Source organism: Nostoc sp., assembly GCF_036919675.1.
Classification (GTDB): domain Bacteria; phylum Cyanobacteriota; class Cyanobacteriia; order Cyanobacteriales; family Nostocaceae; genus Nostoc.
Genome location: NZ_JBALCP010000101.1, coordinates 53614 through 68290 on the forward strand (window position 1 = coordinate 53614; position 14677 = coordinate 68290).

Sequence of the window (14677 nt, forward strand, 5' to 3'; positions counted from 1 at the left end):
TAAACTTATTTTAGTCTTGCCAAAAATTATTCAACCTATTGGACGCTAGTTCAGTTTAGCGCATAGGGTGCAGAATGTTCTTGTCCACCAGGTACGTCTGCATTGCATCCTGAACCACTGAAAGACTCAAGATGGCTGAGATTTTAAGAGAGAACCCAGGCTTCGAGTTTTTTATGGAGTGCTGGGCAGATCACCCTGCTTTGCGGATTGTGATTAAGAAATTGCTGGCGAAATTTGGGCAGTGGGGGATTGCGATTGTGGACGGTATGCTGGTTGAGTGGAATGATTAGCGATCGCACTTCAACTACTTGCATATTCCAGTACTCTCCCAAACTCCCAGCGCCAAGCAGTCTTTACCAGTATTTCTTTGCCATTGATAAATTGGATGAATTCTTACCCATTGTCATAAGAAAAGAGGTGAGTAATACATTATTCATTATTCAGTAGGCAAAAAACCAAACTCCGATTTAATATTCCAGCGCTTACCGTCGTGAAGCAGTAGCGTTAATTTGTCGGCAGTAAACTCAAAATGCAACTGACGCTTTTCAAGCTCTGGCCAAGCAGCTTTAAAGTTTTGCTTTGTTAAATCCCGAAACGCAACCGTCATGTGGGGCGCAAAAGGGCGGGTTTTAGAAACCTTGTCAACAATTTCCAAGTTGCTTTCTGTATAAGCCATTAAATCAGTTTGCAAAGTCAAAAGTTCTTGACTTCTGACCACATTGATGTATATGACACGAGGTACAAAGGCATCAAATCCCCTGAGTGTAATTGCTACTGGCTGTTGTCCACTAGCAAACTCCTCCAAGGATGCTTCTAGCAGTGGCAAATTAGCATCTGCCCATTCAAAGGGCGGTTGCAGGGTAATATGAGGCGGAGACTTTAGCGCCCCGCTACTAGCATAGTGATCGGCAAAGTACTGTTTAATCTGGTTGGCGTAGTCTTGAATGTCTTGCGGTGGTAAAAGGGCGACAAAAAAACGGCTCATCTAATTTTATTCCTTAGTAATTGGTAGTCAGTGGGAAAACTTAGGGAAGGCGGATCGAGTTGGCGCTTGATCCGTCATGTTGTGTTGACGAAAGAGAAAACTAAATGAGCGAGCAAATTATTCTGTCCGATGAGGATGTTGTTTCTATGGCTCAGGATGCTAACTTTGCTGAGGCTTCAACATTGACAGGTGAAGAATTGATGGAGACTGTGGCGAATTTGGTATTTCAGAAGACCAGATTAGAAGAGGATGAGGCTAAAGGCTGGGCTGCGAATGGCGTGAACTGTAAGGTTTTACTAACTCAGGGTGGCGGCTGGCAAAAAGGTAAAATCTGAATTCGCTTTGAATTTTTTCCTGACAAGCCGACACCAACAAAACCACTGATTCCCACTAACTCGACATCTCCATTGGATGATCTGCGATCGCACCTAGAGGTCTAATAGTCACAGATGCGTCGCCTGCTAGCAGACAATAGGCGACATATGTGAGCCGCTAGGATGGCTTTATTCGTCTTCTTCTATAGTTTTGACCTTTAAATCTTCAGTAAATTACTATAGTTAGTGTATATTGCTACTAAATTACTACTCAAAAATAGTCATAACTTAAGCAGGATGTCTGTTGCAACTGGAGTTAAAAAGCAAATGCCGTGGTTTGTAAAAATTGAAGAGGGCAAAGTCGATAAACCTACCTTTGACCAATATGTACCTGCCCACAAAGCCTACATTCAGGACTTGATTGCTAAAGGACACAAAGCGCGAACAGGCTACTGGGCAGAGCAAAGAGGCGGGATGTTGCTGTTTGAGGCAGCCTCAAAAGATGAAGCAGAAGCAATTGTAGCTGATGACCCATTGGTGCAACATGGCTGCGTCAACTATCAGCTTTACGAATGGCGAATTGTTATGGAATAACACACACTTACTGACTTTTAATGTTATGCTTTTAGAAGACCTGGATCTATGCGATTGCAACACCCAAATCTTGTCAGAACCGGAAGGTAGCAGCAACACGGGAGGCTTGTGATAGGCGTAGTCTCCGGGTCGCCCTATTTTTAGGAGCGTTCAGCAACAATGGCTGGTTTTGGAGATATTGTTCAAAAAGCTTTTTACCTCGGTGTTGGATTAGCTTCTTACGCAGGTGAGAAAGCAGGGGGGAAATTAGCCCAAGTGCGATCGCAAGTCCAAAAACTGGCAGATGAAATGGTGGCAAAGGGCGAAATGAACACAGAAGAAGCCCGCCGCTTCGTTGAAGATATGATGAAGCAAGCCCAACAGGCTCAAGCATCTGCTGAAACCTCGGATAAAACACCCCCTTCTGAACCTCGCCGCATTGAAATTTTAGAGGAAGATGAAGAACCAACGGTGAAAGAGGGAGCAACTGATGAGAATGTGGATAAATTACGCCAAGAAGTGCTAGACCTGCAAAATGAGTTAAAACGATTGCAACGCGATTAATAAAAAATATTCTTTGCTCGAAATATTAGTAATAAGTGGCAGTTCAGATAGAAACTTGAGTAAGATACATTGCTTAATGTGTACTCTAGTGCTTCCAGCCAGATAACACAAACCGTCCTGTTTATAGCCTGTAAGGGCGTCAAGTTTATGGAACAGTGGCAAAAAGATTTAGCAGAAATCGTCGAAACAGTGGCTGATGAAGTAGAGCGTTTCTTCCTGGGAATGAGTGAAATGGTAGACGCTTTTTTTGAGCTAACGGAAGAAATCACCGAGCAAGTCCCTAACATTGTCACTGAAGTCGATCAGTATTTACAGGATTTGGCTGAACCAATGTTGGAAGCTTACTGGGAACTGGAAGACATTGTAACAGATGTAGATCCAGGCTTTCCTTATTCAGTTGAGCCCACAGCCGAAAAAAATCCTGCCTGCATCGGTTGTACTCACTACCACGGTCAGGTTTATGGTGGTAATTTATTAGTTTGTGCCATGCATCCTCACGGTTGTGAAGATGAGAATTGTCCAGACTGGGAGAAGGAAGAGTATTGAGATGCTGAGTAAGGATTTACGATTTATTAGTCTCCCCATCTCCTCCTTTGCCCAAACTAGCAAATAATCATATTTAATAACTTATGAGTAATTCCTCAGCTGAAAGTGTATCCCAGGCAAGCCTAGAAATGAAGTATGGCGAACGCGACATTGCCGAAGGTAAACTAATTACCTTTCCGAATCCGCGTGTGGGTAGGCGATATGACATTAATATTACTTTGCCGGAATTTACTTGTAAATGTCCGTTTTCCGGCTATCCTGACTTTGCGACAATTTACGTTACCTATGTGCCTGATGAGCGGGTAGTGGAATTGAAGGCGCTTAAGCTTTACATTAACAGTTACCGCGATCGCTACATTTCTCACGAAGAATCTGCCAATCAAATTTTGGATGATTTTGTAGCTGCTTGTGATCCGTTGGAAGTCACGGTGAAAGCAGATTTTACGCCTCGCGGTAATGTACATACTGTGGTTGAAGTCCGTCACCAAAAGTAATATCATCACTGATTAGCGTTATTCAGCAATTTTATTGACAGCAGATTGCACTTGAAGCACAACTTTTTTAGACAAAGGAATATATCCGAGTTCCAAACTGGATTTTTGCCCCTCAATCACAGCCCAATCAAGAAAGTTTTTCAGCACTTGAGCTTTGACTCGGTTTGGATATTGGTGATAAGTTAAAAGCCAGCTGTAAGTGACGATAGGATAAGACTGGGCATCTGTAGGATCGGTGATAAAAGCAATTAAATTATTGGCGGGTAATTTTACTGCCTCTAAAGTTTGAGCTACAAATTTTGGTGTCGGCGTAATATAATTACCAGATTTATTTTCTAAAGCAGCCATAGGAAGTTTATTTTGTTTGGCGTAAACGTACTCTACATAGCCAATAGCTCCTGGTATCTGTTGAATCAAGGCGGTAACACCTTCGTTACCCTTTCCACCAATTCCTACTTGCCATGCTACAGCTTTACCAGCCCCAAGTTTCCTTTTCCATTCTGGACTTATAGCACTTAGGTGTTGCGTCAACACGCTCGTAGTCCCACTCCCATCAGTTCGGTGTACGACTTGAATCGGTAAATTGGGCAAACTTACTCCTGGATTAGCTGCGGCTATTCTAGGATGATTCCAATTCGTAATTTTTCCGAGGAAGATATCTACGTAAACTTGCCGTGGTAGCCTTAGAGTAGTTGGTACATTGACTTGAGGCGACTGCTGTGCAACTTGTGTGAGGTTATAAGCCAGGACAATAGAACCAGCAGTTATTGGCAAAGCGATTACTCCCCGTTTTATTTTGGCTGCTTGTTCACTTGTTATTCCCACATCACTAGCTGCAAAGTCCACAGTACCTTCGATGAGTTGTTGCACTCCAGTACTGCTCCCTATAGCTTGATAGTTAATTTCCACATTGGGATTTTTCTGGTTGTAATCTGAAAGCCAGCGCTCGTACAAAGGCGCGGGAAAACTTGCCCCGACACCAACGATAGAAACATGCTTGATGTTTCTATGATCCGCAGTGCAAGAAGCAATACTCAATGAAACAGCGATTAGGGGTAGAAGGTAAATGCGTCCCTTGGATTGAACTTGAGCAGACATAGAAATCTTTGTTCCAATGTTTAATAAATACCTCTAATAATTTCCCAATCTGTATTCGTGTGGACGTAATTAATTGTAAATAACTTTGAAACCCAAAGGAACGTAAAGTAATCCTCTGCGTTCCTCTGCGATTTACTTTGCACCGCTTTGCTTTTAAACTTCAATTGGCGTCTCTTTCTCCTCACCTTTTGGCTGTGAACTCAGCCGATCTAAAATATCCAAAACCTCTTGTTCAAAAGCAACTTGGGCGCGATTAGTTTTGCCACCCACATACAAGCGATCGCCTTTTTGCAATGCCCATATTTGCGAGTGGGAGAAGTAACTCATCACCACACCCAGCATTAGTAAGCCAAACCCTGAGTAAACAATTGGTATGCCTGGATCGGCTTTAATTTGTAAGCCAGTGCTACCAATCACATCCAGAATTTTCAGCTTCACGCCATTGACTTGGGTGGACATCCCAGTGCGGACAGTATCAACGAGTTTGCCAGTGGGATCATAAATTAATACCATCCCTTGCAAGTCTTTGGCTAACAGGGAGACACCCTCACTCAAATCCGGTTTAGTCGGAACCCACGTTCCCCAAATGCGCCCGTTACCGTTCGTGTTCAATTGTGCCATCGGTAGCTGAAAAATCGGGCTGTTGTTAAATTGGACGCGAACAGCTGCAATTCCCCAATCAGTTTGGTAGAAAGTGACGCCATGATAGCGCAGAGGCTCGTTGACAAAAATCTTCTTGTGATCAACTTCCTTTCCCTGATTATTCAAGACAGACATATCCGAATAAAATTGATCAATGCCGCCAGATGGAGTGTAGTCAATCCAAAAACGATTGACTCGCACAGACCAATCTTTCGGAACTTGGGCTGCTGCTAAAGGGCCAGCATCCACAATATTTTTTACCTGAAATGTATTGCCACTGGCAACCATTTCTTGAGCAAGAAACCCAGTCATCGCCCCCCAAATTCCGCCTAGCAGAATAGCTACGATGCCAATATGAACGATAATTGGGCCGATGCGTCCGACTATTCCCTTGCGGGCATAGAGAAGATTTTCTTTTTCTTGATCTGGAAAAATTTTATAGCGGCGTTTCTGTAATATTTGGCTCAGAGAATTCAAAGAACCAGTATCTAGTTCTGCACTTAAAGCTAACTTTTGAAATTGCCGGGGTTCTTCGTAATATTTCCAGCGCTGGGCAGCTTTTAAGGCTGGTAACTGACGAGTAAAAGAACAAGCAGTTAAGCTAGTGCCAAATAAGATGAGTAATGCCAGAAACCACCAGGTACGATATACGTGGTCTAACCCAACTACCTGAATTACCTTCCAAGTTAAGAAACCAAATAAAGCTGGATGTTCTGGGTAGTTGGCTTGGTAGAATGCGGGTGAGCGACCTTGCTCAATTACAGTTCCGGTGGAACTAAAGATTGCAATCAATAGAAATAGTGCGATCGCTAGTCGTAAGTTGGTCAGTACAGGCAAAAGCTCCTGCCGTAAGAATTGCCCAGGTACTGCCCACCATTTTAATTCTTTGCCCGCTGAATCTTCTCTAGTCATAATGTGTAAAATATTACAAGTGTATTGCTAATATAAATCTCAATCAGGCACTATCAAGGATTGAAATTAAAAACTGCCAAGGGGAATCCGAGAAATTAAGGAAAATACACCGAATCCTACCAATAGCGCCCCGCTGACTGGGTTAATCCAACCAGACCAGCGACGCAATTCCAGTAACTTTTTAATTGAAGCTGTAAAAGTACCCGCCAAAATCAATGGTGCTACATAACCGCCTGTGTAAGAAAGTAGCAAAACAGCGCCTAAAATTAAGTCTTGTGTATTGGCAATCCAACCTAGTAAGCTAGCTAAAACAGGCGTGCTACAAGGGGATGCCACTAAGCCGAAAGTCAGCCCCAGCAAATAGGAACGCAATCCTGCTGGTAAATCTGGCGAAATCCAATTCGTTTCACCCAAGGATGGAAATTGCAGAGGTAGTGCTTCCAGTAAGTTCAGCCCCATGAGAATGGCGATAATGCTGACGATAATCGGCAAACCAATTCCCACTTGACCGTAGACTTTTCCCACAAAAGCTGCTATGATCCCTAATCCTGCCAATGTAGTTGCTAATCCGAAAGCAAACCAAGTTGATTGAGCAGCTGCTTGCAAACGGCTTTTGGCTTCATAACCACCGATGTAACCAATGGTAATTGGCAGCATAGAAAGCATACAGGGTGTGAGACTAGTGAGCAAGCCAGCTGCAAAGATGATACCAATACTTGCCACACTCAGGTGTGTCAGTTGGTTAGAAACGAGGCTGTTGGCAAATTGTTCTAGTTGGTAAATTTGGGTTTGCAGGTTATCAAGCATGGGGAGTTTATGAGCGGGAAATGCTTACTCTGCTTGAATTTTAGCTTATTTTTGGTTTATGAGTCAGCAGAACTGGTTATCGTAACCTAATATTATCTAAATTTAATCTGCCCAAGGAAATGTATCTAAAATACAATTAATCTGGATTATCCCTGAAGAAGTACGCCTGGAGTATTTGGCATGATGATTGCATTACCTGGATTTAAAATTGTCGCTTTGTTAAAAGCAGGGGTAAAAGCAGTCATATATCGTGGAATCAAGGTTAAAGATCAGTGTCCGGTAATTATCAAAGGGCTACGTCCAGAACAGTGTACACCCAATAATATTGAGCAACTTAGACATGAGTATGCGATCGCTCAAAGGTTAAACATTGCAGCAGCAGTCAAAGCCTACGCCTTAGAGATGCACCAGGGAATCCCTTATCTAATTATGGAGGATTTTGGGGGGCGATCGCTTGACCTGTTACTAGACCAATTTCAACAGCCTATTCCATTTTTGAAGATTGCTATTGAAATCACCAGCAGACTCGCCCAAATTCACAGCCATCACATTGTTCACAAAGATATTAAGCCACAAAATATCTTAGTTAACCTCGAAACTAATCAGGTAAAGATTGCCGATTTTGGAATTGCTACTTTCATTCCCTATGAGCAGCAAAGGGTTAGCAGTTCCAGTTGCATTGAAGGTAGTTTACCTTATTTGTCACCTGAGCAAACCGGGCGGATGAATCGAGGGATTGACTATCGCAGCGATTTGTATTCACTGGGAGTCACCTTCTATGAAATGCTCACAAGTCAGCTACCGTTTCAAGGCAAAGACCCCTTAGAGTGGGTGCATTGTCATATCGCCAAATCTCCGCCATCGCCGAAAAAGCTAAACTCTGATATTCCCCAAATGCTTTGTGAGATCATCATAAAATTGCTGTCCAAGGTTGCAGAACAGAGATATCAGAGCGCTTTAGGTTTGCAATTTGATCTGGAACGGTGCTTAGAGCAATTGCAGACAACCACAGAAATCCAATCCTTTGTTTTGGGTGAGCAAGATATCTCAGAGCGCTTTCAAATTCCCCAGAAATTGTATGGACGAGAACAAGAAATTGCCAAGCTTCTCCAAGCATTTGAGCGAGTTGTTAGCCAAGGAAAACCAGAGATAGTGTTTGTCTCTGGCTATGCTGGGGTTGGAAAATCTTCTCTGGTGAAAGAGATTCACAAGCCGATTGTCAAAGAACGTGGGGTTTTTATCTGTGGTAAGTTTGATGAGTACAAACGAGATATTCCTTATTCCACCATTGTTCAAGCTTTTCAAACACTTGTTCGGCAAATTTTAACTGAGTCTGAAGATAAACTTACCACCTGGAAAAAGCGAATACAAGCAGCATTAGGGAACAATGGTAGACTAATCGCTGATCTAATTCCAGAACTTAAACTAATCATTGGAGAACAGTCTCATATACCAGAGTTGGGACCTGCTGAATCTCAAAATCGATTCAACTTGGTGTTTCAGAACTTTATCAGCGTTTTTGCTCAAAAAGAGCATCCACTCACTATTTTCTTAGATGATATGCAGTGGGCAGATACCGCTACTTTAAATTTGATTCAAACTATTATTACTGGCTCTACTATCCAGTATCTCTGCTTCATTTTGGCGGCTCGATATAACGAAATAGATATTGTATATCCCTTAAATTTGATGATGGAGAAGGTTCGCCAGTATGGTGCAAGAATAACTGAAATTATCCTGACTCCCTTGAATCTTATTTATGTAAATCAGTTGATTGCTGATACATTGCATAGTTCAGCAGAACGAGTAGAACCTCTTGCTCAATTGATTATTCAAAAAACTGACGGTAATCCTTTTTTTGTAAATGAATTTCTAAAAACACTGCATCAAGAAAATCTGCTGAATTTTGATCGCCAACATGGTGTTTGGCAATGGAATCTAGCTCAGATTGAAGCCCAAGGCATTACAGATAATATTGTCAGTTTGATGATTGGGCGGATGCAAAAACTGCCACTTCCAACTCAACAGGTGCTTAAGTTAGCCTCCTGTATTGGTAATCGTTTTGATTTAGAAGTTTTAGCGATCGTTGGTGAACAATCTATTGAGAAAACGGCAAATGCACTTGTTGAAGCAATTTTAAGAGGATTAATTATCCCCATTGAGTCAGATGAAAGTACCCAGAAAAACTATCGTTTCTACCATGATCGAGTTCAACAAGCTGCTTACGCCTTAATTGCCGATGAATCAAAGTTGGCAGTTCACCTGACGATTGGGCGACTTTTGCTCAAAAATGCTAGTCCTGAACAAGTGAGCGAGCAAATTTTTGATTTAGTCAATCAACTCAATCTCGCTGTGAATCTGATAAGTGAACAGACAGAAAAAGATGAATTGGTACGATTGAATTTAATCGCTGGTAAGAAGGCAAAAGCCTCCACAGCCTACACTCCTGCTAAAATATTTTTTAGCGTTGCCATGAATCTTTTAGCTGAGAATGCCTGGATTGAACAATATGAGCAAACATTTACTCTATTTAAAGAACAGGCTGAGTGTGAATTTTTAACAGGTAATTTAGAGCCAGCAGAAGAATTATTTGAGCTACTATTGCTCAAAGCAGAATCTCATGTGGAAAAAGCCAACATATATATGCTGCAAATTCGACTCTACCAAGTTGCAGGTAGGTATGAAGAGGCGCTGACACTGGGATTAGAAGCTTTAAAACTTTTTGGCGTGACATTCCCTGATCCAAATGAGCAAGTGCAAGCTGCGATCGCGAAGCGCAGTAGAGAAGCGCTGATCGCAATTGAAAAAAACCAGATATTAATAAATTTAGGTAATAGACAAATCTCTGATTTAATTAATGCTCCGCTAATCCGAGACCCCAATATTAAGACATTAATTAGTCTGTTGACAACTTTGGGTCCACCTACTTATCTCGGTAGACCTGATCTCTTTCCGTTAGTCGTACTTAAAGCTGTTAACTACTCACTCAAGTTTGGTAATACCGAAGATTCTTGTTTTGCTTACAGCATGTACGCCATGTTGTTAGTTTCCATCTTCCATGATATTCCTACAGGCTACGCATTTTCTCAGATGACAATTCAATTAAATGAAAAGTTGAATGACTTGAAACTTCGAGGGACTGTTCTGTACATTCATGGAAGTCATATCAACGTTTGGCGTAACCATATTGCCACTGATATTCCCTTTTTAGAACGGGGATTTATCGGCTGTGTGGAAGCAGGCGATGTGACGATGGCGAACTACAACGGCTATCAAAGCTCTTGGCAAATTATCCAGTTAGGCTCTCCACTTTCAGATACATACAAATCTCTAGAAAAATACACTACCTTTGCCCGCCAGTCTAAACATGAGGCGGTCTATGAGACAATCAGATTACAGCAAATGCTACTGATGAATCTACGTGGACTCACTCACCTAAATCTGACTCTAAATGATGATAGTTTTGATGAATTACGCGCATTGTCTGTGATTAAAGATGCAGGTTTTATTAGTGGAATTATTTTTTATCACATTATTAAATTAATTATATTTTTTACCTATGGACAGTATGCAGAAGCCCTGAATTCCACCTTAAAATTATCCAAGCTTCCAGTTACAACACTGGCATTACCAATTGAAACAGATTATATTTTCTATTACTCACTAACTCTAACTGCTCTTTATCCAACAGGCTCTTTTCAAGAGCAAAAACAGTTTTTACAAACCCTAGAATCCCATCAGCAGCAATTGCAATACTGGGCAAGTCACTGTCCGGCTAACTTTTTACACAAGTCTCAATTAGTAGCTGCTGAAATAGCTCGAATTGAAGGTCGGGACTTGGAAGCAATGCGCCTGTATGAGCAATCGATCGCCTCAGCCCGTGAGCAAGGATTTGTGCAATATGAAGCTTTGGCTAATGAGCTAGGCGCTAAGTTTTACTTAGAGCGGAAGTTTGAATTAATTGCCAAAACCTACTTGCAAGCAGCTAAAAATTCCTATGGGCGCTGGGAGGCATCTGCTAAAGTCAAGCACCTCGAAGAATCCTATCCTCAGCTATTGCCACGACAACAGCTTGTCTCTAACGGAACCTTTTTTACCACAGGTGAACACCTAGACTTTCTATCGGTTGTTAAAGCATCTCAAACAATATCTAGTGAAATTGTACTTTCACGGTTGTTGAAGACATTAATGCAGATTGTCATCGAGCAAGCAGGAGCAGAAATCGGTTATTTGTTGCTTGAAACCGAGCAAAATATGGTAATAGAAGTAGAAGCTAAGGTTAATCCCCAGGCAGCAAAGCCCAATATTTATCGACCCGTATTAGAAGGCGACATTTCAGAGGTTATTCCTCAATCTATCCTGAATTATGTTCAGCGAACTCAAGAAACAGTGATTTTGCCGAATGCCACTGAGCAGAATCTGTTTTCTAGAGATGAGTATGTAATCCAAAAGCAACCTAAATCTATACTTTGTTTGCCGATCGCCCGTCAGTCGAAACTACTTGGGATTTTATATTTAGAAAACAATCTCATCCCCAGCGCTTTTACACAGGATAAACTTGCCGTACTGGAGATTTTGACAGTTCAAATTGCCATTTCTCTAGAAAATGCTCATCTTTATCAAGGTTTAGAAAACAGCAAAGAACAACTCAACCTGGCGTTGAAGTCTGCCCAAATCGGTGTTTGGAGTTGGGATATTACCAACGATCAGTTTGACTGGGATGAGCAAACTTATCAACTATTTAGGCTAACACCTGAAACCTTTGTTGCCACCTCCGAAGCAATTTTAGCTCGTCTGCATCCAGATGATGGCGCATTGCTGGCTCAATCTTTGAGTCGAGCGATTAACGAAGGCGTGGAGCATGATTTAGAATATCGAATTATTTGGAATGACGGCAGCATCCGCTACCTAGCCTGCCGGGGAAAAGCCTTTTTCAACGAAGCAGGTAAAGCCACACACATGAGTGGTGTTGTGCTTGATATCACCGATCGCAAACAATCTGAAGCCAAACGTATTCAACTGATTCAAGAGCAAACCGCCCGTCTGGAAGCAGAAGCCGATCAGCAACGAGCAGCGTTTTTGGCTCAAGTCAGTGCAACACTCGCCTCTTCCCTCGATTACGAAAGCACCCTAACAAGCGTGGCAAACCTGGTTGTGCCCTACTTCGCCGATTGGTGCAGTGTTAATCTCCTGCAAGACAATCAAGCAATTAATCAAGTAGCAGTTGCCCACCGAGATCCAGAGAAAGTGAAACTCGCCTGGGAACTCTATCAGCGTTATCCCAGAGATTTGGATGCAGTTGAAGGTGTGGCTAAGGTGCTGCGTACAGGACTTGCAGAAATGGTAACTGAAATTTCAGATGCAGCCCTAGCAGCAGCCATCCAAGATCCAGAACATCTGCGGATTCTGCGTGAACTTGGTTTAAAGTCATGTATAGTCTTGCCCTTGATGGCACGGAAAAGAATTTTTGGGGCAATTTCCTTTGTGACTGCTGAATCAGAACGTCGTTACAGCATAGCTGACTTGTCACTGGCGGAAGATGTTGCCCATCGAGCTGCGATCGCCATCGATAATGCCCGCCTTTACCAAGAAGCGCAGCAAGCACAAACAACAGCAGAGCAAGCATTAGAGCGAATTGCCCGTCTCCAGTCGATCACATCTGCCCTTTCAGAATCGCTGACACCAGCCCAAGTATCTGAAGTCATTGTCGAGCAGAGCATGGCTGCCTTGGGAGCTAGTTCAGCCCTCGTCGCTTTGCTGAATGAAAACAAAACTGAACTGGAAATTGTGCGTGCGGTTGGCTATAACCAAGATTTGCTGGACACTTGGCGGCATTTTGCCATAGATTTACCCTTTCCCCTAGCAGAAGCCGTGCGGACTGGGCAACCTATTTGGGCACAAGCGAGACAAAATCAGATAGCTCGTTACCCTCATTTAGTTAAAATTTATACTCAATATGACATTGATCCCTGGATTTCTATTCCATTGATGGTAGAAGGTTGGGCAGTTGGAGGTATAACTTTGGGATTTGCCCAGCCTCAACTACTTAGTGGAGAAGATCAAGCGTTTATCTTGGCTGTTGCTCAACAATGCGCCCAAGCGATCGCTCGCGCCCATCTTTACGAAGCCGAACGAACGGCGCGAAACGCTGCTGAATCAGCAAACCGGATCAAAGATGAATTTTTAGCCGTGCTGTCCCATGAACTGAGAACACCGCTTAACCCAATTCTGGGTTGGACAAAACTGATGCGAACCCGCAAACTTGACCAATTAACAAGCGATCGCGCCCTCGAAACCATTGAGCGCAATGCCAAGTTACAAACCCAATTGATTGAAGATTTGCTCGATGTCTCCCGCATCCTTCAGGGTAAACTTAATCTCAACTTCTACCCGATTAATTTGGTATCAGTCATTGAAGCTGCGATCGAGACAGTGCGTTTATCAGCACAGGCCAAATCCATCGAGATTCAGACAATTCTTGAATCTGATGTCGGGCAAGTTTTAGGCGATACCAATCGATTGCAACAAGTCATTTGGAATATCCTTTCCAATGCCATTAAGTTTACTCCCACTGGGGGACAGGTAAAAATTAAATTAGAGCAGGTTGGTTTACAGGTAAAAATCTATGTAACTGACACAGGGAAGGGGATTGTACCTGAGTTCTTAGCTTATGTCTTTGATTATTTCCGTCAAGCAGATAGTGCCACAACTCGAAAATTTGGCGGTTTAGGTTTAGGATTAGCGATCGTCCGGCATCTTGTAGAACTTCACGGGGGAACTGTTCAAGCAGAAAGCCTGGGCGAAGGACAAGGAGCAACTTTCACCGTCATACTTCCATGCTTACAGGATGAAAGCAAAGGAATCAAGGATGCAAAAGATAGCTCCTCACTTCTGGCAGATCAGTCCTCACCCTTGTCTGGCTTACAGATTCTCGTGGTGGATGATGATGCAGATATGCGAGAATTTTTGTCCTTCATGCTAGAGCAGTATGGTGCAACTGTGATCACCGTAACCTCAGCCATTGCAGCTTTAACTGCACTGAGTCAATCCCAGCCAAATCTGATCATCAGCGATATTGGGATGCCAGAAATGGATGGTTACATGCTGATGCGACAGGTGAGGAGTCTAAAACCAGAGCAAGGCGGGACAATTCCAGCGATCGCTTTAACTGCCTATGCTGGTGAGATGGATCAGCAGCAAGCGATCGCTGTCGGATTTCAACAGCATATTTCCAAGCCTGTAGATCCAGAGGAATTGGTAAAGGCGATCGCGTTATTAGATTTATTACAAAAATAAATTATCCAAAATTATTTGTACATTTGTAGTAGGGGCGCAAGGCCTTGCGCCCCTACGATGGGATGTTTTTTTAACTGGAAGTCCCTTAAATTTATTACAAAAATAAATAAATTTTTTGAAAATGAAATTCACCCCACCTCCAGCCCTTAAGAGCAGGCTCTTAGGTTAGCTCAAGCGCAGCTTGGCTCTTTGGGCTTGGGAGTATTATGCTTAATTGCCCGGACATCATATTATCCCAAATTTCAAATCCAACGCTCGCGGACTCGCTCTAAGCGAACGCAAGAGCGTCTCTAAGAGTTGCCATGCCGCAGGCTTTACGCTGCGCTATCGACAAATTCCATTATCCAAAATTGCTTGACTTCCACCTGACTCCACAGGATGACGCTAGCTAAACAAGCGATTAAACTATGGATAATATCAAACAATTGTTGCTTTTAGCACCACTT

The 14677-nt window shown here is 42.7% G+C and carries 11 protein-coding genes and 1 other RNA gene; 8 read left to right on the forward strand and 4 right to left on the reverse strand.

Going from position 1 to position 14677, the window contains the following annotated elements; translation table 11 throughout:
• Positions 1-131: 131 nt before the first annotated feature.
• On the forward strand, positions 132-290 hold the full coding sequence (locus V7K49_RS21905; RefSeq protein ID WP_335207440.1) for a hypothetical protein: 159 nt from the start codon (positions 132-134) through the stop codon (positions 288-290).
• Between the two features lie 146 nt (positions 291-436).
• Here the strand turns inward: V7K49_RS21905 and V7K49_RS21910 are convergent, their stop codons facing one another.
• On the reverse strand, positions 437-985 hold the full coding sequence (locus V7K49_RS21910) for a 2'-5' RNA ligase family protein (protein WP_335207441.1): 549 nt from the start codon (positions 983-985) through the stop codon (positions 437-439).
• 104 nt (positions 986-1089) lie between these two features.
• Between V7K49_RS21910 and V7K49_RS21915 the strand changes: the two genes are divergently transcribed.
• The 6 genes from V7K49_RS21915 to queF all read left to right on the forward strand — a co-directional run bounded on the left by V7K49_RS21915 (position 1090) and on the right by queF (position 3476).
• Positions 1090-1320, forward strand: coding sequence for a hypothetical protein (locus V7K49_RS21915; RefSeq protein WP_335207442.1), 231 nt, complete (start codon positions 1090-1092; stop codon positions 1318-1320).
• Between the two features lie 306 nt (positions 1321-1626).
• Entirely contained in the window at positions 1627-1893 is a 267-nt protein-coding gene (locus V7K49_RS21920; protein ID WP_292767049.1) for a YciI family protein, read from the forward strand.
• A gap of 37 nt (positions 1894-1930) precedes the next feature.
• An RNA gene (gene ffs / locus V7K49_RS21925) (signal recognition particle sRNA small type) lies at positions 1931-2027 on the forward strand.
• A gap of 25 nt (positions 2028-2052) precedes the next feature.
• On the forward strand, positions 2053-2436 hold the full coding sequence (locus tag V7K49_RS21930) for a phasin family protein (protein WP_335207443.1): 384 nt from the start codon (positions 2053-2055) through the stop codon (positions 2434-2436).
• A gap of 147 nt (positions 2437-2583) precedes the next feature.
• Entirely contained in the window at positions 2584-2982 is a 399-nt protein-coding gene (locus V7K49_RS21935) for a hypothetical protein (protein WP_273769104.1), read from the forward strand.
• Positions 2983-3065: 83 nt separating this feature from the next.
• Positions 3066-3476, forward strand: a complete 411-nt coding sequence (gene queF / locus V7K49_RS21940) for a preQ(1) synthase (protein ID WP_334870633.1) — start codon at positions 3066-3068, stop codon at positions 3474-3476.
• An 18-nt stretch (positions 3477-3494) separates the two neighbouring features.
• Here queF and pstS read toward each other — a convergent pair whose 3' ends face one another.
• The 3 genes from pstS to V7K49_RS21955 all read right to left on the reverse strand — a co-directional run bounded on the left by pstS (position 3495) and on the right by V7K49_RS21955 (position 6935).
• Positions 3495-4574 carry a phosphate ABC transporter substrate-binding protein PstS gene (gene pstS, locus V7K49_RS21945; protein WP_335207444.1) on the reverse strand — a complete coding sequence of 360 codons (1080 nt, stop codon included), beginning with the start codon at positions 4572-4574 and terminating at the stop codon, positions 3495-3497.
• Between the two features lie 153 nt (positions 4575-4727).
• Positions 4728-6128: a cytochrome c biogenesis protein gene (locus tag V7K49_RS21950; protein ID WP_335207446.1), complete on the reverse strand. Its 1401-nt coding sequence runs from the start codon at positions 6126-6128 to the stop codon at positions 4728-4730.
• Positions 6129-6194: 66 nt separating this feature from the next.
• On the reverse strand, positions 6195-6935 hold the full coding sequence (locus V7K49_RS21955; protein ID WP_334793790.1) for a cytochrome c biogenesis protein CcdA: 741 nt from the start codon (positions 6933-6935) through the stop codon (positions 6195-6197).
• Between the two features lie 180 nt (positions 6936-7115).
• Between V7K49_RS21955 and V7K49_RS21960 the strand changes: the two genes are divergently transcribed.
• Entirely contained in the window at positions 7116-14231 is a 7116-nt protein-coding gene (locus V7K49_RS21960) for an AAA family ATPase (RefSeq protein WP_335207447.1), read from the forward strand.
• The last annotated feature ends 446 nt before the right edge of the window (positions 14232-14677 follow it).